Source organism: Scopulibacillus cellulosilyticus (genome assembly GCF_042665295.1).
GTDB lineage: Bacteria > Bacillota > Bacilli > Bacillales > Sporolactobacillaceae > Scopulibacillus_A > Scopulibacillus_A cellulosilyticus.
Genome location: NZ_JBHTCO010000020.1, coordinates 106188 through 124372, shown reverse-complemented (window position 1 = coordinate 124372; position 18185 = coordinate 106188). Strand labels below are relative to the sequence as shown.

20 protein-coding genes and 1 pseudogene are annotated in these 18185 nt (G+C 36.0%); 14 read left to right on the top strand and 7 right to left on the bottom strand.

What is annotated here, in order from left to right; genetic code table 11:
- Positions 1 to 54: 54 nt before the first annotated feature.
- Entirely contained in the window at positions 55 to 309 is a 255-nt protein-coding gene (locus ACFQRG_RS15790; protein WP_380967758.1) for a hypothetical protein, read from the top strand.
- A 543-nt stretch (positions 310 to 852) separates the two neighbouring features.
- Here ACFQRG_RS15790 and ACFQRG_RS15785 read toward each other — a convergent pair.
- The 3 genes from ACFQRG_RS15785 to ACFQRG_RS15775 form a co-directional block, all read right to left on the bottom strand.
- Complete coding sequence (locus ACFQRG_RS15785) at positions 853 to 1056, bottom strand: DUF1657 domain-containing protein (protein WP_380967755.1); 204 nt, start codon at positions 1054 to 1056, stop codon at positions 853 to 855.
- A gap of 88 nt (positions 1057 to 1144) precedes the next feature.
- Entirely contained in the window at positions 1145 to 1408 is a 264-nt protein-coding gene (locus ACFQRG_RS15780) for a hypothetical protein (RefSeq protein WP_380967752.1), read from the bottom strand.
- A gap of 408 nt (positions 1409 to 1816) precedes the next feature.
- Entirely contained in the window at positions 1817 to 2488 is a 672-nt protein-coding gene (locus tag ACFQRG_RS15775) for a GDSL-type esterase/lipase family protein (protein WP_380967750.1), read from the bottom strand.
- A gap of 186 nt (positions 2489 to 2674) precedes the next feature.
- On the opposite strand from ACFQRG_RS15775, the gene proC reads away from it, so the two are divergent.
- The 10 genes and pseudogenes from proC to ACFQRG_RS15725 all read left to right on the top strand — a co-directional run bounded on the left by proC (position 2675) and on the right by ACFQRG_RS15725 (position 11533).
- Complete coding sequence (gene proC, locus ACFQRG_RS15770) at positions 2675 to 3496, top strand: pyrroline-5-carboxylate reductase (protein WP_380967747.1); 822 nt, start codon at positions 2675 to 2677, stop codon at positions 3494 to 3496.
- A 132-nt stretch (positions 3497 to 3628) separates the two neighbouring features.
- The gene (locus ACFQRG_RS15765; RefSeq protein WP_380968021.1) at positions 3629 to 3871 is read left to right on the top strand and encodes a spore germination protein; all 243 of its coding nucleotides are present in this window, start codon (positions 3629 to 3631) and stop codon (positions 3869 to 3871) included.
- A 437-nt stretch (positions 3872 to 4308) separates the two neighbouring features.
- Complete coding sequence (locus tag ACFQRG_RS15760) at positions 4309 to 4923, top strand: cell wall hydrolase (protein WP_380967745.1); 615 nt, start codon at positions 4309 to 4311, stop codon at positions 4921 to 4923.
- Positions 4924 to 5171: 248 nt separating this feature from the next.
- Positions 5172 to 5372, top strand: a complete 201-nt coding sequence (locus ACFQRG_RS15755; RefSeq protein ID WP_380967743.1) for a zinc-ribbon domain-containing protein — start codon at positions 5172 to 5174, stop codon at positions 5370 to 5372.
- A gap of 312 nt (positions 5373 to 5684) precedes the next feature.
- Positions 5685 to 5868 (top strand): annotated as a pseudogene (locus ACFQRG_RS15750) (hypothetical protein); the annotation flags it as partial.
- 470 nt (positions 5869 to 6338) lie between these two features.
- On the top strand, positions 6339 to 7094 hold the full coding sequence (locus ACFQRG_RS15745; RefSeq protein ID WP_380967741.1) for an N-acetylmuramoyl-L-alanine amidase: 756 nt from the start codon (positions 6339 to 6341) through the stop codon (positions 7092 to 7094).
- 238 nt (positions 7095 to 7332) lie between these two features.
- Positions 7333 to 8100, top strand: coding sequence for a sulfite exporter TauE/SafE family protein (locus ACFQRG_RS15740; RefSeq protein ID WP_380967739.1), 768 nt, complete (start codon positions 7333 to 7335; stop codon positions 8098 to 8100).
- Between the two features lie 254 nt (positions 8101 to 8354).
- On the top strand, positions 8355 to 8699 hold the full coding sequence (locus ACFQRG_RS15735) for a hypothetical protein (RefSeq protein ID WP_380967738.1): 345 nt from the start codon (positions 8355 to 8357) through the stop codon (positions 8697 to 8699).
- Between the two features lie 239 nt (positions 8700 to 8938).
- Positions 8939 to 9781, top strand: coding sequence for a sulfotransferase family protein (locus ACFQRG_RS15730; protein WP_380967736.1), 843 nt, complete (start codon positions 8939 to 8941; stop codon positions 9779 to 9781).
- A 189-nt stretch (positions 9782 to 9970) separates the two neighbouring features.
- Positions 9971 to 11533, top strand: a complete 1563-nt coding sequence (locus tag ACFQRG_RS15725; protein ID WP_380967734.1) for a methyltransferase domain-containing protein — start codon at positions 9971 to 9973, stop codon at positions 11531 to 11533.
- 98 nt (positions 11534 to 11631) lie between these two features.
- On the opposite strand, the gene ACFQRG_RS15720 is transcribed toward ACFQRG_RS15725, so the two are convergent.
- A complete protein-coding gene (locus ACFQRG_RS15720; RefSeq protein WP_380967732.1) occupies positions 11632 to 12969 on the bottom strand; it encodes a UDP-glucose dehydrogenase family protein in 1338 nt (445 codons plus the stop codon).
- A gap of 192 nt (positions 12970 to 13161) precedes the next feature.
- Between ACFQRG_RS15720 and ACFQRG_RS15715 the strand changes: the two genes are divergently transcribed.
- Positions 13162 to 14217 (top strand): YheC/YheD family protein, encoded by a 1056-nt coding sequence (locus ACFQRG_RS15715; protein WP_380967730.1) that lies wholly within the window; start codon positions 13162 to 13164, stop codon positions 14215 to 14217.
- A gap of 72 nt (positions 14218 to 14289) precedes the next feature.
- Here ACFQRG_RS15715 and ACFQRG_RS15710 read toward each other — a convergent pair whose 3' ends face one another.
- The 3 genes from ACFQRG_RS15710 to ACFQRG_RS15700 all read right to left on the bottom strand — a co-directional run bounded on the left by ACFQRG_RS15710 (position 14290) and on the right by ACFQRG_RS15700 (position 15952).
- The gene (locus ACFQRG_RS15710) at positions 14290 to 14907 is read right to left on the bottom strand and encodes an RIO1 family regulatory kinase/ATPase domain-containing protein (RefSeq protein WP_380967728.1); all 618 of its coding nucleotides are present in this window, start codon (positions 14905 to 14907) and stop codon (positions 14290 to 14292) included.
- 83 nt (positions 14908 to 14990) lie between these two features.
- A complete protein-coding gene (locus ACFQRG_RS15705; protein WP_380967726.1) occupies positions 14991 to 15536 on the bottom strand; it encodes a hypothetical protein in 546 nt (181 codons plus the stop codon).
- 101 nt (positions 15537 to 15637) lie between these two features.
- Complete coding sequence (locus ACFQRG_RS15700; RefSeq protein WP_380967724.1) at positions 15638 to 15952, bottom strand: hypothetical protein; 315 nt, start codon at positions 15950 to 15952, stop codon at positions 15638 to 15640.
- Between the two features lie 237 nt (positions 15953 to 16189).
- Between ACFQRG_RS15700 and ACFQRG_RS15695 the strand changes: the two genes are divergently transcribed.
- The gene (locus ACFQRG_RS15695; RefSeq protein WP_380967722.1) at positions 16190 to 16954 is read left to right on the top strand and encodes a GT-D fold domain-containing glycosyltransferase; all 765 of its coding nucleotides are present in this window, start codon (positions 16190 to 16192) and stop codon (positions 16952 to 16954) included.
- 174 nt (positions 16955 to 17128) lie between these two features.
- Entirely contained in the window at positions 17129 to 18010 is an 882-nt protein-coding gene (gene galU, locus ACFQRG_RS15690; protein ID WP_380967720.1) for a UTP--glucose-1-phosphate uridylyltransferase GalU, read from the top strand.
- Positions 18011 to 18185: the final 175 nt, after the last annotated feature.

The following is an 18185-nucleotide window of genomic DNA, read 5'->3' as shown; positions in this document are numbered from 1 at the left end:
TGCGCCCATTAACTTACAATAAGTCCCTGAATAGGGATAAGGAGGCTTAGAGAAATGATGGATCCGAATAATGATTTTAAAGGAGCTGCAGCCAGGATTGAAAACGCTATTGCTTCTATCCTGGAGGTTGCTGCAGCAACAGGAGACACAGGCTTTATTGAACGGATCACACGACTAGCAATAAAAAAGGGAGTTGTATTGGAGCTCTTATTGGAAGCAATCGATCCTCCTATGCACGATGATAATCAAGCTTATGTCGCAAATACTGGTAATGACACCGTTCCGTTTGGAGAAGACCATTTAGAGTAGCAATTAATCAAAACGGGCCCCGCTTTATGTACAAAAACAGATAATACCGTTGACTCATTCATTGATACGGCAACAACATCGCTCCTGAATCAATCACTCAAATAAGACGTGTACTTTAACTAACGTGAAAAATGTATTTTGCCATGCGCTATAAAAAAGTAACAAATAGATCAGGGTATTTATTAGTTTCAAATGATCGGCATTCTGCATTAATTATATTTACGGGGACATCCTCCGAGATCAAAGTAAAGGTGTGTATTTAAATTGGCAAAACAACTTAACAAAGCGCTATCTTTTCTCAAAGAATTAGATAAGGATATCAGAAAGGCCGAGAAAAATATCAGGAAGATCAAAAAAGCTGTTAAATAACAGATAATAATAAGAATATATTTGTTTAAACTAATTTGATTGCCTAAATGGCAATCTTTTTTTTAAATTACCGCATGCCCATCAAGCTAATATCGACAAAAACCGATTCCCTAAAATAAAAAGAGAATCGGTTTGATTTGATGTCATTTAATGTCTATTTCAATTTTTTGAGGACTATTGGTTATATTGCGGTTCTTCTTGTTGGATTTGTTGAAGTCGTGGTTCAAGTTGATCACAAATCATTTTAGTTTGTTGAGCAGCATTTTGATAAAGCTGTTTCGCCTGTTGGTTGTCGGTTCCTAAAGCAAATGTTTCTAAACTTGCGTGAGCACTTTTTAAACTGGCTATTGTTTGTTTCACTTGGTTAATGACTGTCATTTGTTCGTCCCCTTTTTATTGACTAGACATATTTTCATTCTTTAAAAAGTACCCATCTTCAAGATGGCACTTTATAATAAATGTAATATTATTGGTATTGCTGTTGTTGATTTTTTTGTTGATTTTGTTTGTTGCCAGTAGTATTTTGGGCTGTATTACTAATGGCTTGAGCGGTTTGATCAACAGCATTTGTAGCGATATTTTTAGTTGCTTCAAGTGTATTTTGAGCTGCGTTAAAAACAGCCTGGGTCCCGGTATTAACTGTATTTGCTACTGTATTTGCTGCATTTTGATTCTTGTTATTTTGGTTTCCTGCATTTTGTTGAGCGCGATTCTTGTTTTGGTTTGGCATTTTATCACCTCCCACATTATATTGTGAAAAGATATATCTAAATAACCATTTAATTTCTGTTGTTAGAGGAAAGTAATGGGGAGTTCGTTATAGAACAAGATGGGGTACAGTTAATAAGGCAATAAGTCGTTGCTCTATTCCTGGCAAGAAAAAAAGCGATTATGATACCATAAGTAAAGAGAGCCGGAGATCACTTTCCTAATCTCTTCAACAATTTCAATCAATTTCTTTTTATATCCTTAGATAAGCACCTCAATTAATAACTTTTTTTAATATCGTTCGAATCTTTTTTAAAAATTATTAATGGGCACTAATGGGCACTAATGGGCACTAATGGGCACTAATGGGCACTATTAAAAATAAAAATAAACTCTCCTTTAACCATGAATAACCTTTAAGGAGAGTTTTTTACTTATTATTAATTAATCCATCATATCCTAAATTATTTACAGTTTGTGCCATAACGTGGTAGCCTCTGATATTAGGATGAATATGATCTAATGATAGCAAAAAGTTTTGTTTTCCGGAAAAGGCGGTATATATATCGGCAACTTCAATGTGGGGTTGTTTAGAGAAACTTGCGAGATGAGCATTAAATTGTTGAAGCCAGGGGTCAATAAATTTTATCTTTGGGAATGGATTATATATGTTAAACAATCTCAAGATAAAAGGTTGGTTCTTGTCTGCATGGATTTGATGTATTGTATCGATGATTTTTGAAATATTAGCCGTTGCATTGCTCAGAGATTCTTCAAGAACTTCCTCATTTTTATTCATTAAAAAATTCTTGCCGGATTTTATAAGATCATTTCCTCCGGCTGTAAGGGTAATAATTTCAGAATGACATATGTGCGAAGTTATTTCAGGCAAAGATAAGCTGTCTAAAATCTGCTGAGAGGTAGTACCAGTTTTAGCAAAAATATTGAATGAAATGGGCCTTTGCAGAGACTGTTCCGCCATAAGCCGGTATTCATTTACAAAACCCGGATTAAAAATTCCCGCGCCGACACCAACTGTTAGAGAATCACCCAAGGCCACGTAATGGAAAGGACAAGGGTTGCCGTTGCTTAAAAATGCCATCACGTACACCTCGTTTTTAATAGAGTTAATATAAAATATGATTTTTAAATATTAAAAGTGACGGAGTAAACATACATATCCGGAAGTTTATGAATAAATAGGATTGACAAGCGGCCGTAAAGTGGGGATAATATTACAAATACATTGCATTGTTCGGAAACTTAAGCAGGGGGCGAATGAATCATAATGAAGCATACTATCACGTTTATCGGGGCTGGGAATATGGCAGAGGCTATTATTACCGGACTTATAAATACAGGCTGTCCAAAAGAACGTATTTTTGTAACGAATAAAAGTAATAACGAGCGTTTAATATACATGAATAATAACTACGGCATTGGTGTTAACCACGACCGGGAAATAAAAGAGTTGATTGATCAATCTGAAGTCGTTATTTTGGCTATGAAACCAAAAGACCTTTTTCCAGCTTTAGATCACCTCAGGTCACATTTACAAAATAATCAGTTGATTATTTCCGTTCTTGCCGGTACTTCTTCAAAACAAATTTCCGATTATCTTGGAACACAAAATCCGATTGTAAGAGCAATGCCGAATACATCGGCAACAGTAGGTGAATCAGCGACGGGAATTGCTCGGGGAGCCAATGCTGACGATTCTCACCTTCGCATTGCCGAAGAAATTTTCTCAGCTATTGGTACGACAACTATTGTCGATGAGGAAGACTTGCACCTTGTTACCGGGCTTGCAGGCAGCGGTCCCGCATACATCTACAGAATTGTTGAGTCCCTTGAACAAGCGGCTGTAACATTAGGGCTTGAACAGGAAGCGGCAAAAGCACTTGTACGTCAGGTGATCGTCGGAGCTGCCGAAATGCTGAAAGATTTAGATGTTGACCCTGGGGAATTGAGAAGAAAAGTCACCAGCCCGGGCGGCACTACGGCTGCAGGACTGGAGGCATTAGAGAATAACCAGCTGTCAAAGGCGCTCTTTGAAGCGGTTAAGGAAGCAACAATAAGATCACAGGAACTAGGGAAGCAGCAATATTAGAAACTCGCCGAAAGGCGAGTTTTCTTTAATGGAAAAATTGGTTCATTTGTTACAAGAGATTTAACCATACAAGCTGCGTGATATTTTATAAACTAATTGTAGGAAGACACTTAGACCGAAAAAGGTGATATGATGCCCTATGGTATTAATATTTTTAATATGAAGATCAACGGCGTCTCAAAAAACGGTAATGTTGATATCGGCCCGACAATCCAAAACAGCCACACTGCCAACTCTAAGGCGGTAGGTCCTTGCCTGGCATTTGGGGACTTCTCTCCGTCAAACTCACTAAGTTTTAATAATTATTTTGATCCGGATGTTGCTGACCAAGGTCAAACTGGAAACCCGTCATCTCCAGCCTCCGGACAAATATGATTTGCGAATAGAATTTTTAAACAAATTTACTTTCTTAATAAACCGCCTTGTATTAACACAGGCGGTTTTTGTCTATGGATATTAATCTAATTGCTAAATCAACTTCAATCATAAGGTCGAAAACTTTATAACGGAGATAAGTTATAGGAGTTTTTCTATTATTTCTAAAACGTTACAAGTCGATAACGATAGGTTAAATAATGTCAGATACTGTTGTCACCATTTATAAATTAGTATAAGTTTAAAAAGAATTAATTCTTATTATGTATAATTTAGTCGACGCAATGATAAAGATTGTAGAAATTTATACATATTATTTTTATTAAGCTGATCAGTTCATATATATCGTCAAAATATGATTATCTACTCGAGTCAGATAATTCCATTTAAACTTACTATTCAAATTAGTAAAATCACAAAAAGTTAGGTGATAAAAAATGAAAAAACTACTGTCAACATTAATCGTAGCAGCTGCAGTCCTTGTACCTGCCGCTCAAAGCTTTGCTTACACTGTTCAGCCGGGTGATAATTTATCCAAAATCGCCATTAACAATCATACAACTGTACAAAGTCTTCTAAATCTTAATCCGCAAATTTCAAATGAAAATGACATTTATGCCGGAAGTAATATCAATATTTCCAGTGCTGCCAACGTTTCTGGTACTTCTAACTCTTCCAACGTGTCGAGTACTGCTTCTACGTCTTATGATAGAGAGCTTTTGGCCAAACTTGTTCATGCTGAAGCAGGCGGTGAATCATTTGCAGGAAAAGTAGCCGTTGCTGCCGTTGTTCTTAACAGGGTAGACAGTCCGGCATTTCCAAACACGATTCAAGATGTCATTTATCAACCAGGCCAATTCACGCCTGTTCAAAATGGCATGATTAATAATACACCTGATCAAGCTGATTATCAGGCCGTTGACCAAGCCTTTGCTAACAGAGGGCATGTCACCAGCTCGCTTTATTTTTATAATCCATCTATTGCCACAGACCATTGGTTAGATCATCTGCCAACAACAGAAGTTATCGGCCACCATGTTTTCAAACAGTAAATAAAATCACTTATGAAAAAATAATCTTTATTACAATATAGGGTGACAAAAAGGGACAAAGAACACCTCCTGAACATTATTTATAAAATAAGATTCAGGAGGTGTTTCTTTATATTAGTTCAAGGCTAATTTAATCCGGCAGAGATAAGATCCTGATGTCCTATTTTTTCCTTTTTTGGAATGTACGGATATTTTTCTTCTTTTTATTGAATAAGATTTTATAAAAAGGGAGATCGGGAGGGATATTATTGAAAAATACATTCACGATCCTTGAATGCAGGAAATGCAATAATCCTTATAAGGTTAAGCCTGAGAAAATTGTCACTCAGAACGCAAATATCCAGTGTCCACATTGCGGAACCGTGGTTAATAATTTGTCTGCCATAGAAAAATATTATCAATCGATTAATGATTTTAAAAAACGTTTAAGCGGAGTCAAAAAGGAATAATATGTATGCCCTTTTCGAAAAATTTAATTTTTTATCATTTAACCGAGAAGACCCCCTCCTCAAGCTTTGCTAGGTGGGGGATGAATCGGATGTTTTGGGGCTTTTGACATTTCGTTCTTGCCTTTGTTTGCTGTATCATCTATAATAAGGCTAAGGTTTAGAACATATGTTCCTGTTGGGAGGCAAAAATGAAAAAGGCTTATTTTTCGAAAAGAATCTATAAAAACGAGCTGTCTTGCTATCTCATTCATGAATTAAATGGTGTGCTGTAAACTTTCAACCTGACCAAGCGTTATGCGTTCCATTCTTTGGTATACACCTGTCGCCGGAAAACTGAAATACATGCGCAAATTTGGTATATCTATTCATCAAGCCGCCGCATTCACTATAGGAAGGCNCACTTTTCAATGTCAATACCCCTCATCAAAGTATCAACTTACATGATCATCATCTCACAGAAAATGAACGAAAAAAGTTATTTAAATCATTGGCTTAATATCAACTTATGATTAAATCAATCAAAGCACCATTGTACCAGTCTTTTACTCTAGTCACCGGAGCAGATGGCTATTCTAGGAGCTGGGTGCATTATAATGAGTGCCGCATTAAACCTCTATGCTTATTTGAAGATGGTGAACCTTCTTGTGCTTGCTTAGACAGGGGACACAAGTAGGTCATTCGCAAGGAATACGTCGGATAGTAGGTATAGTTGTACCCTCTTGTTGAACGGAGGGGGTTCTAGGTTTCTTTAACTAGAATCTCCCATCTCAAGCTGGGCTAGGTGGGAGTAGTTCAATTTGGATTCATTATGACAACTTAGCAGAACAGCTTTAGCAAAACAAATGAATTTACTTTTTAAAAATTAGTTTTTAATAACTGCCTCAGTCATTACTAAAGCATAATCAAAATAAAAGTCTCCTAAATAAGATATATTAAAGTCTATTAAGATTAAGGAGCAATTTTATTATGACATTTAAACTTTTCTTAGATCCGGGTCATGGAGGCAGTGATCCTGGCGCAGAAGGAAACGGTCTCAAAGAAAAAAACATTACTTTAGAAATTTCAAAAAATATCCATGATATTTTAGTTGATGAATATAGCGATGTAAGTATTAAAATGTCCCGCACTGGTGATACCTATCCAACTTTAAATCAACGGACAGATGAAGCCAATGCGTGGGGGGCTGACTTTTTCCTCAGTATTCATATTAATTCCGGCGGCGGAGAGGGATATGAAGACTACATTTATATCGATTTATCCAATAGATCAGAAACAGGTCAAATCCGTGATGACATTCATACAGCAGTGATCAAGGTCAACGACTTAAACGATCGTGGCGAAAAGAAAGGGGACCTTGATGTTTTAAGAGATACAACCATGCCTGCGGTGCTGACAGAGAATGGTTTCATTGATAATGCAAACGACGCAGCTAAAATGAAGGATCCTTCGTGGATTACAGAGGTTGCCCGCGGTCACGTAAACGGTCTGGAAAAAGCCTTTGGGCTGAAAAGGAAATCAACCGCTGGAACCTTTTTAATACGTGTCAAAGCCGATTCACTTTGGTATTATAATAAGCCTGATTGGAACGCCAAAGCCGGTGTTGTTCACAAAGATGAGGTATTTACTGTAGTTGATACGTTAACAGTCAGCGGTTCCAAAATGTATAAGCTCAAAAGCGGAAATTATATCACTGCAAACCCTGATTATGTCGAGAAAGTTTAAAAAGTTCCCGTAAGGAATGTCATGCTGTTCAATATGAAATAACCGGTTCACTCTTTACAAACTAAAGTGTTTGAACCGGTTTTATTTCGTATGCACTGTATAACTTTTCATTCTTGTGAATGACCTATATCAAGCCATTTATTAATCGCATATGATAAAATACGCTATCTTCCTTATGGGGGTATGTTTTAAATATGCTTTTTTTAAAAACTGAATAGACATTTGAGGTGTATATCGTTTGAGTATTGAAATTATTATTATAGGCTTTATAGTTGGCGGCTTGGTTGGGTTGACCGGAGTTGGAGGGGCTTCTTTACTTACTCCCTTTCTGATTTTTTTGGGAATTAACCCCACCATAGCCATTGGTACTGATTTTGCCTACAATACAATTACAAAAATGTTTGCTGCCTTTCAACATGTTAAACAAAAGACAGTGGATCTTAAACTAGTAAAATATTTAGCTTTTGGCAGTTTACCTGCTGCAGTTATTGCGAATTTAATATTCTACTTCTTTTTATCTGATTATTACAGTGAGAAATTAATCGTTTTATTTCTTGGTATTGTTCTCATAGTTGTATCACTGACAGCATTAGTTCAACTCGTATTTTTTCGTGAAATTAATAGTCCTTGGAGACTAAAGCCAATTAGAGAGAAGCGAAATATTACTATCATTGCTGGAATGGTAATAGGAGCTGTTGTCGGAATAACTTCAGTAGGAGCAGGAAGTCTTTTTGCTTTGTTCATACTATTTTTTTACAATCGAAAATCCTCAGAAGTTGTTGGAACTGATATTGTTCACGCTTTTTTTCTTGTTTTGGTTACCGGTCTCCTTATGGCAGGTTACGGACATATAAATTATGTCTTAACAGGCAACCTTTTAATTGGTTCAATACCGGGGACGATTATCGCTAGTAAACTAACGAAAAAGATTCCTTCCTCTATCATCCGAGTATTGATTGTTATTATCATTTTATTTAGCGGCATCAAACTTATTATGAATGGTTAGAACCAAAAGAGTTAACTGAAAGCTATATGCTGAACTAAACAGTGATTAAAAGCCCAGCCTAAAATTGCCGGGCTTATTTTCATACTTTAAGTGCCCGGCAATACCTGAAAAATATCTATCGATCAAAGATCACAGAAATGGGAACTTTTCTACTATCATTTATCTATACAGGATGAAGAAACAATTAATACGATATAACAGGGCCGTTCATATTTGCAGAATGCACCCTAGATCTTCTAAAGGGGGTAGATAGAATGCCGAAATTTACCACAGGGCCAATTGAAAATACTGGTACACCTTCTGCAACTATTAATCTAAAGTTTTTGAATAACAGCAAAAGCACGGCGGTTGTGAGGGCAAAGGTCTTTCATCTCGATGGGGCGAAACGTAAAATATTTGATACAGGATTTTTAACTATTGATCCTAAATCGTCTGCATTTGTTCTCAATGTTGATGTAAGTGGAGAAGCTCAATACGAAGTCCAATTCAGATCCAATTTAAGTAATAAAGAAGTACAGTTTTCAAGTTGGGGATTCAGAGACAATGGCAGGGTAAATCCCAGCCAACGAGTATTAAACTCAGAATTGACTATGCGATAACCTGAAAAAGAGGATCGAAGTGATCCTCTTTTCAAACTTTAAGAAATTGCTAATTTGCAGTTTTACGGCGAGAAGCGGCGCTGCGCCTTTGAATATGCTGCGGTGAAGGAGCACTTAATTATACAGAACCTTTAATAACTTGCCTGAACATCAGAATACCATTCGTAACGGAACGATGTGATATTTGTATTCATACCGTAATACAAAAGTACTTATTTGCAAGTTTGGGGGATTAGGCAATGGGAGGGCAATCGAAAGCGGTATGTATATTAGGGATGCATAGAAGCGGAACATCGATGATTACGAGGTGCTTAAACTTACTAGGTGTTGATCTTGGAAATGATTCAGACTTAATCATAAAAGGAGAGAAGTTCAATCAAGAAGGGTATTGGGAACATAAAGAAATCATGCTAAGACAGCAGCAAATACTTAAGAAGTTCTCAAGATCATGGGATACACAAGTGCCGCTGCCTGGGGAATGGTGGAAAAGGAAGGATATAGCCCTTCATAAAAAACGCTTAAAACAAATTATTATTAATGAATTTATTGATAAGAGGCTGTGGGGCTGGAAGGATCCCAGAACGAGTTTACTTCTTCCAATGTGGCAAGAGTTTTTTCAGGAATTAAATATCAGTCCTACTTATGTGATTGTTGTAAGGAATCCCTTAGACGTCGCTCATTCCCTTAATGAGAGAAATGGATTCTCTAAGATAAAATCATTTCAAATCTGGGGGCTGTATACACTGTCATCATTGCACTCGTCTATAGGTTCAAATAGAACGCTTATTCATTATGATAGTTTTATAGACAATTGGGAAAATAAGATAAAAAAAGCAGCAGAGAAAATTGATATTATTTTGCCCTGCTCCAAGGAAATAAAAAAAACTGTTGATTCTTTTATTCAACCAGAACTTCAACACAGTAAATCAACTATTGAGGATTTATTAAAGGAAAAGGATGTACCAAAAGACATTGCCTCACTCTACAAGCTTATTCTTAAAACAGACGAATCACCCGAATTGATTGATTCGGAGTATTTCGAAAAGTTCATTCGTGAAATGTATGAAGAATTATATGAATAACCCATTTGTGCAGACACATTTAAGGCGTCTCTTGCTGCCTAAACATCAGCCTGTTTAAAGCAAGACAAGTTTCTGAATAGCCTTTTTACGAATAAATTATTAATAAAGCTTGGACAGATGTTTTACTCAAAAAAAAGTACACAACTTATGAAAGTCCCGGGAAACGTACTTTAAAGGGGGAATGAGCAGGTGGGACATTTAAACGAAAAATATAATGAAAATTATTTTTTGGGCGGCAAAGATTTATTAACAAACAAAGATTATGGACTATCAGGTTTTAAAGACTATAAAGAAAATAAAGTACATCAGCGGTTTGCAGATACATTTAAGTTTATAGAATCCCTTATTGGTCATCTTAAAGATAAAAGGGTGCTGGAAATCGGTTTTGGAAGAGGTGAATTAATTCCATTTTTTCTTAGGGAAAAGATAGATTATTATCATGGTATCGACTTTAGTTCTGATGCTCTGAAAATCGCCAAAAAACATTATTCAGATCCTAAAGTAAAATTAGAAATGAAAGAAGCTAAAGACTTAAGCGAAAAGAACATTTATGATGTTATTATATTAAATCATGTCATTGAACATATTCCAGTATTTGAAATGGAGGATATATGGAAGAAACTCAAAAATGTTTTACATCCAGATGGGGTTATTATTCTCAGTACGCCGCTATATGATAATCCGAACGAGTCAGATCAATTGGATGAGATCCATGCTACGATGGGGATGCGCTGTAACAAACAAACGATTGATACTATCTTAAAGATGAGCGATCGACACGATTTGTATTGTGTAAAGTGGGAGCAAAACTTTTTCGGGTTTGTAAAAAAAAGGCAACATCCTTTATATTCAAGCCATGTTAGAAATCAATTGAGTCAACATCAAAAATCTTGTAAAGCAGGCCGTTTGTTAATCGGGTGTGTGGCAGAAAACAGTGCTAAATATCGTGAACAAGCTTTAAGATTAGTTCAGTCCATTCGTTGGTTTGGCGGAAGTATGGCGGGGGCAAATATAGTTGTGTGTATGGTGGAAGATGCGGATCCATCTTTTGTAGATGAGCTTGGGGAGTGGGGAGTGTTTGTTCGGGTCGTTAAACGTTTTAGCAAAGAACATGCGCCTTCAAACAAGTTTAGATTTTTTGAATTATCGGAAACGGCGTATTATGATACAGTAATACTGATGGACTGCGATACTATTGTTGTTCAAGATCCTTTAAAGTATATTGACGGTAAAAAATTTCAGGCTGCAATGGCAGGCAAGGCAACTGTTTCACATGATACGTTTGAAAAACTTTTCTCTCATTTCAATCTTCCTTTCCCGGCAAAAAATTTTAAGGCATCTTTTAAAGGCAAGCCGATGATTTGGTACTGCAATGCCGGCGTACTTATATTTCCACAAAAAATTCTGCCCCCTTTTCTTTCAACATGGAAAAAGTATGTCCATGATTTAATTGAAAATAAACATCTTCTTGATAAATTCTTTTTTTGTGAACAAGCTGCACTGACTTTAGCCTATTTTACAGAAGATATTCCTTTTGATGAACTCCCTAAAGAGATGAATTATCATTTAAACCCAAAAATTTTATACAAAGGCACAAAGGCAAAGCCTATTATCATTCATTATCATAAGTATATTAATAAACAAGGTTATTTGATGGAAAATACACGGGACGCCCATTTATTAAAAATGATTAAGAAGTTTAACAAACGCTTAAGAAAGTACAAAATGGCCAAATTTAAAACAGAAAAGTAATAACTTTCTTTAACAAATTGCTTCTTAACAATATCTGTAAAAAAACTGGATTGAAAAAAAGATCGTTTCAAAAAGAACGATCTTTTTTTAATTAATGTTTAACAATCCTGCCCAAGATGATGTGACTTTACTCTTAAAACAGGGGGTCTTCCTATTGAATGATATTCAATGTTAAGCTTTCTAACTTCATCTAATGAGAAACAATTTCGCCCATCAAAAATAATAGGTTCTTTCATTAATTGACAGGCCTTTCTTAAGAGTGATCCGGTGACTTCATTCCATTCTGTCAAGAGGAAGGCAAGATCAGCATTCAAAAGTGCTTCATCTAAAGAACCTGCATATTGTATCCTGCTTGGAAGAATGGTTCTGGCTTTTCCAATTCCGGCTGGATCATATGCGATGATCTCAGCGCTTTCTTTCAATAATTGTTTTGAAATGGGGATAGCGGGTGAACCCCTTACATCATCAGTATTAGGTTTATAGGTTAAACCTAATAAAGCCAACCGTTTTCCCAATAGATTTCCAAAATATTTTTTTGCTTTTTCTACAAGTAAGGTTTGCTGGCATTCATTCACTTCGATAGCCGCTTTTGTAATGATCGGTTTATATTGTATGTCCTCTGCCATTTTAACTAATGCTTGCGTGTCCTTTGGAAAGCAGGAACCGCCGTATCCAATCCCAGCACTTAAAAAATCGGGGCCAATTCGCTTATCTTGTCCCATTCCCTTTGCCACGTCATCAATATTAGCTCCTACTTTATCGCAAATATGAGCCATTTCGTTTATAAAACTAATTTTTGCAGCTAAAAATGCGTTAGATGCATATTTGATCATTTCGGCGCTGTAAATATCGGTTTTGAAGACAGGAACTCGGAACGGTTTATATACCTCCTCGAGAATACTTGCCGCACTTTCATTCTCAGAACCAATAACAATCCGATCACCGTAAAAGGTATCATTTATGGCTGATCCTTCACGAAGGAATTCCGGATTTGAAATAATGTCTACTTTTATGTCTTTTGTTAAATTGTCCAGGATCAATTCTTTTATAAATTTATTAGTTCCAACTGGCACAGTACTTTTTATAACAACAATGACGTCTTTTTTTATATGACAGACAATGTCTTTGGCTGCTCGGACAATAAAGCGAAGATCAGCTGATCCGTCCTCCTTTTGCGGGGTCTCAACGGCTATATATATGATATCTTTATCAGCAAGCCCCTGATGATGATCTGCTGTAAAGTGTAACCGGCCTTTATTGATATTGGTTAACATTAATTCATTAAGCCCCGGCTCAAAGATCGGTGAAATACCAACGCTCATTTTATTTATCTTGTCTTGATCAATATCAATACATGTCACATCATGACCGATTTCGGATAAACAAACGCCTGTTACTAAACCAACGTATCCTGTACCTAATACAGAAATATTCACTCATATCCACTTCCAACTGTCTCATTTTACTTCCTTATTTAGGTGCTGTTATATAGTCAATATATGATTTTTATGGATAATTGACCCGATACATCAGTACATTTAATGGGGCAAATATGGAATTTCTGAAATAGTTAAAAGTTTAAACATACATTAGTAATGGGTTGATTTTCAAGAGGGAGAGTAAATAAAATGGATAATTTTAATGAATATTTACCTCTAATAGGGATCTGCGTTTCGGAAGAAAAACGATTAATGTGTGAATTGGTTGAAAGAAGAATTAAAAAGTTCCTTGGTAAGGCAAACTTTATAAGGTTTTATATTGAAGATTTAGATTTTGAGATGCTTCAAGTGAAAGGGGATGTTTTTGAGAAGGATACGAAAGAATGGAAAGAAGGCATATTTCCCTTTCCTGACGCAATTTACGTCCAATGTCATATTGATCAAGAGGTATTAAAACAAATTGAAGAAGTCATTGGAAAGAAGGTATTTAATAATTTTATATTCGATAAATGGGAAGGATGGTCTCTTTTGGCAAAAGATCATCTGCTTAGAGACAATCTTCCGGTAACAGTGATATTAGAAAGTAAAATGGACCTTAAACAATGTTTGTTTATGTATCAGGATATTATGTTAAAACCTGTAGATGTCAGTAAAGGACACAGCAGCAGGGGGATTTTTCGAGTAAAGCTGAAAAAGGATGGGAAGATAAAAGTGTTTTTTGCCAAAAGGCTAAAAATGAAAGAAAAGGAATTTTCATCATTCAAGGATTTTTTTAATTGGTTTTCTGGCAAAACCTCGGCTAAGGATTATATTATCCAGCAAAGCATTCAGACTGTGACGCGAGGCGAAAACATCACTGATATCCGGCTTAATATGAACAAAAACGCCAAAGGAAAGTGGAAAGTGTCTTGTTTGTTGTTCCGGGTTGCTGCAAATGGCAGTCATATGATTCCAAAGACGGCAACGGCCTTAACCATTGAAAACTTAATTAAAGTATATCCCCAGGATAAGATAAAATGGGAGGAAATAGAAAAGTCAATTATTCTTCTTGGCCATAAGATTTGCCATGTTTTTGAACAACAAGGCTATCATATGGCTAATTTAGGCATCGATTTAGGATTGGACGGCAGTGGACATTTATGGATTTTTGAAGTGAATCCGCTGCCATTTCCGCTCGATGGAACAGTAAAGGATCACTCTTTAACCAAACCTATCGAATACGCACTATCACTTGTTTCAAAGTAAAAAGGTATTTTCAAAACAGCTGGCATCCTTAATCTGGAGGTCAGCTGTTTATTTTTAACGCCTCTTACTATTTTATTCCCCCTTTTTCCTATGCACGCCAATTTGACTAAGAAGTTTTTTGTCAGTCATCCATTTATTAAAAGAACCTAAATCAATTTTTTTTACTTGATTCAAAAATGGGGTTAATAACCCCAACCTATTTAATCCTTTTAAAAGTACTTTAGGTTGATTCCGATTTTTTGTATATGAATTGACAAGATCTATAAGTTTAAGATCCTTTTTTTTAGTTACAATAATATGACGCAATGATGCATCTCTTCGGGTGAATTTTATACGTTCCATTTCTCTTATTATAAACATAAGCTGCTGTGATAAATGTTTAGTCATGGAACGCGTTTTTTTTAGATATTCAAGTAAAGTAGGTCCTTCAATGTATTCCATAACGATGTAATTTGATCCTGATTCATACAACTTTGGAACAATCGGGGAATCTTGTAATGCGGTTAATGCTTGCCGTTCCTTTAAGGCATCTTTTTCCCTGGCATAAATTTTAACACAACGATCTTTGGAAAGTTTGAACACAGCCCCCTGCAGGCCTTTTCCGATTAGAGGATAGGAAGTTGGATTATGAACAACTTCCACCTGTTGTCCATCTCTCCCCTCAATTTTAATGGATTTGAAGCCTTTCATTTATCATACCCCTTAAATTGCTTTTGACCTTTTGAAGAATGCCTGCTTTCATAAATTTAATAACTTAAGAGATAAATAGCGGATTATTTTTTCCGTTTCTTCTTATAGATAATATTCTTTGAAGGCATATTAAAGTTTCCATAATCAAAGACTGTGATTTTACCTGACTTTGATAAGGCTAAATTACTCCATTGAAGGTCCTTAGCCTCAATACCGTTATTCTTAAATTCATTAAACATTTCAGTTCTTTTTCTGTTGTAATAACTGCTTTTAGGCACCTTTTTACTCATTTTATCCATAATAATCCAGCCGTACCCAATCTCTTTAACGGGGCATAGATGTTCCCGTAATTGATCAGGGCAATGTTTATATATGTTAAATTCAATCTCGTTGTTTTTAATGCCCCTTTTAGTAATGGCTACTTTTAAGACATATCTATGATTAATGTCATAGACAATCCTGTTGCAGCCTGCGCCGATTTTTTTATAGTTAAGTTTTAATTTACTTTTCGCCTTTTTAACTCTTTGTTTTTTATCTAATGGTTTCATTTCCTTTAATTTGTTTATCCATGAATTTATTCTTTTTAAATCATCATTAGACAGTATATTGCTCTTATTAGACAATGACATTAAATTTATAATCCTCCTTTTTTGGAGAATTGCTCCGCAGTGCACACCAACTCCCAACTGCTCAAAGAATACCCTTGAAATCTCCTTATATCTTCTTAAATCTACCTCATAATATTAATGTCTAAAGTAACCGTTCTGCGCTCGCTATCCGGTTCTGTAAATAAAACTAACGATGGAACCAAGACAGGAGATGGGAGCTGGATATCTATTCTGGACCTGACCTCGTTTCTAACGAGTACCTCAATGTTAAGCGGGATAAACCCCTCTGCTGTTCTTGTTACATTCGCCATAAAGACAGTTCTTGGAAGGTTTTCTAAATCACTTTCCATACCATTGATTCGAATTCTGGCATTTTCAGCACCGAGTGTTTCTTCTAATGCAGTTATTTCAACTAATGAAGTATTCATTTTACCCATTGTTGCGCTGTCTCCCTTCATTCAATTGTTTTACTAATTATGGGGGATTGCTCTCGTTTCTAGATTATGTCTAAAGGCGGTAAGCGTGTGGACTAAAGTTACGAGCATTTGCGGATTTTAAAAAATAGAGGATTTATCCATATTAAGAGCCGGCCTATTTTTAAATAGAAGGTATCGATCAGTCAAATGCCATCATATATCTTAAAGTAGAAAATCTTGACTAAAGGAGTTCCTTCTATGATCCCGGATGAACAATTTTTAACTGTAGATCAAGTTTTAGAAAAATTAATAAAGGCCATTGAAGAAAGTAAGCCGCTTTCTCTTGTACGTATAGGTGACGGTGAAAACATTGTTTTGGCACAGGATTCTGTTATGACAGTTGAAAATGTTTTAAAAGAAAAATGGGCGCAGAAAGCCAATCAGGATCGAAAATTGAAAGGCGTAACCCTCCCAAACCTTACGCTAAGGGATCAAATGGTCGATGCTATAAAGGCAGCTGATATCGTTGGGATCCCTTTTTATAAAAATGATCCAATTCTTACTGAAAACCGATTGAAACGTGAATTAACCGATCAAGTTTTTAGCTATTTTCAAATTAACCCGCAAATGGTATGTCATACATTTGTGAACAGGGTTTTTGCTCAAAAAAAGCAATTTTGGAAAGAGCTGAGGAGTAAGAAGATCATGTTGATAGGCCAGTGGTCTGAACAAGCTTCTCAACTATTAAGAGAAAAACCTTATAAAATGAATATTTGTATAAATTTGCCCTTCGATCATAATTATCAAATGGATCACACCTTAGAAACGATAAGAATAAATAAAGATAATTTTGATATTGCCCTTATTTCATGCGGGGTAAATTCCGTTGTTATTGCTCAGAAAGTTGCTGAGATGACAGGAAAGATTGGTATTGACTTTGGGAAATCATTAATGTTTATGGTTCAAGGAAAAGCCGGTTTAACCCATTCCTCCAGGGGAGCAAAAATAGATTTACTGCCTTAAATTTTATCAAATGGGTTTTTTGTTCATAATCCTGCTGGGTGTTTACGTCTGGCAGGTTTTTTAATGGGAAACAATTCTGGGGAATTTAATGGAGATGCCGTGCCAAAAACACTGAATACCCATAAATTAAATTAAACAAATATAAGAATTCAGTTGTACCAGGGGGGGAGACGATTGGCAAAGGTAAGTAAAGCAGTTATCCCTGCAGCAGGTCTGGGGACGAGGCTGCTGCCATCAACGAAGGCAATGCCAAAAGAAATGTTGCCCATAATTGATAAACCAACGATTCAATACATTATTGAAGAAGCAGTGGAATCAGGAATCACCGATATTATTATCGTTACTGGAAAAGGGAAAAAAGCGATTGAAGATCATTTTGATACTTCCTATTTATTAGAACAAACGTTAAGAAATAAGGGCAAATTGACCATTTTAGAGGAAATACAAAGCATTTCCCGTATGGCCAATATTCATTATATTCGTCAAGGAACACCTAAGGGCTTAGGGCATGCGATTTGGTGTGCAAGAAATTTTATAGGTAATGAACCGTTTGCAATATTGTTAGGAGATACTCTTGTCAAAGATAATAAGTCATGTTTAAAAGAAATGATCAGTTTATTTGATGAGCACCAATCATCAATTATCGGTGTTAAGCGTGTCAATCAGTCTGAAGTAGACCGATATGGCATTGTTGATGTAATAAATGAGAACGGGTCGCTTTCAAAGATTTGCAAGTTAGTAGAAAAACCGAAGCAAGAGGAAGCGCCATCAAACTTAGCTATCTTTGGAAGGTATATCCTTACTCCAAGAATCTTTGATTTATTAGAAAAACAGGGGCCTGGGATTGGAAATGAAATTCAGCTCACCGATGCCATTGCGGCACTTCTTGATTATGAGAATGTGTATGCACAGGTTTTTGAAGGAAAAAGTTATGATATAGGTGAGAAATTAGGCTATCTCAAGACGATTATCGAGTTTGCGATGGAAAGAGATGATCTAAAGAAGGATGTCCTGGAATTTCTTAATGAAATTGTAACGAATAGCAGCAAGCTTTAAGCAGGCATAATCAAATTGAATAGCCATCATTGGTATTCCTCCCTAAATTAATTTTCTGGACACGGGAGGAACGCCGCCATTATAAACGTCGGTCAATGACATTTTTACATGAAAAATCTAGGTTGCAAATGAAAAGATTAAGCATAGGGTGTTAATAGCATAAAAATAAAAGGGC

Coding starts and splice junctions, on each gene's coding strand:
- ACFQRG_RS15695 (WP_380967722.1), top strand. CDS start 16,190: ATGATCCCGGATGAACAATTTTTAACTGTAGATCAAGTTTTAGAAAAA.
- ACFQRG_RS15775 (WP_380967750.1), bottom strand. CDS start 2,488: ATGGCATTTTTAAGCAACGGCAACCCTTGTCCTTTCCATTACGTGGCC.
- proC (WP_380967747.1), top strand. CDS start 2,675: ATGAAGCATACTATCACGTTTATCGGGGCTGGGAATATGGCAGAGGCT.
- ACFQRG_RS15760 (WP_380967745.1), top strand. CDS start 4,309: ATGAAAAAACTACTGTCAACATTAATCGTAGCAGCTGCAGTCCTTGTA.
- ACFQRG_RS15710 (WP_380967728.1), bottom strand. CDS start 14,907: ATGAAAGGCTTCAAATCCATTAAAATTGAGGGGAGAGATGGACAACAG.
- ACFQRG_RS15730 (WP_380967736.1), top strand. CDS start 8,939: ATGGGAGGGCAATCGAAAGCGGTATGTATATTAGGGATGCATAGAAGC.
- ACFQRG_RS15765 (WP_380968021.1), top strand. CDS start 3,629: ATGCCCTATGGTATTAATATTTTTAATATGAAGATCAACGGCGTCTCA.
- ACFQRG_RS15790 (WP_380967758.1), top strand. CDS start 55: ATGATGGATCCGAATAATGATTTTAAAGGAGCTGCAGCCAGGATTGAA.
- ACFQRG_RS15700 (WP_380967724.1), bottom strand. CDS start 15,952: ATGGGTAAAATGAATACTTCATTAGTTGAAATAACTGCATTAGAAGAA.
- ACFQRG_RS15745 (WP_380967741.1), top strand. CDS start 6,339: ATGACATTTAAACTTTTCTTAGATCCGGGTCATGGAGGCAGTGATCCT.
- ACFQRG_RS15705 (WP_380967726.1), bottom strand. CDS start 15,536: ATGTCATTGTCTAATAAGAGCAATATACTGTCTAATGATGATTTAAAA.
- ACFQRG_RS15785 (WP_380967755.1), bottom strand. CDS start 1,056: ATGACAGTCATTAACCAAGTGAAACAAACAATAGCCAGTTTAAAAAGT.
- ACFQRG_RS15780 (WP_380967752.1), bottom strand. CDS start 1,408: ATGCCAAACCAAAACAAGAATCGCGCTCAACAAAATGCAGGAAACCAA.
- ACFQRG_RS15735 (WP_380967738.1), top strand. CDS start 8,355: ATGCCGAAATTTACCACAGGGCCAATTGAAAATACTGGTACACCTTCT.
- ACFQRG_RS15715 (WP_380967730.1), top strand. CDS start 13,162: ATGGATAATTTTAATGAATATTTACCTCTAATAGGGATCTGCGTTTCG.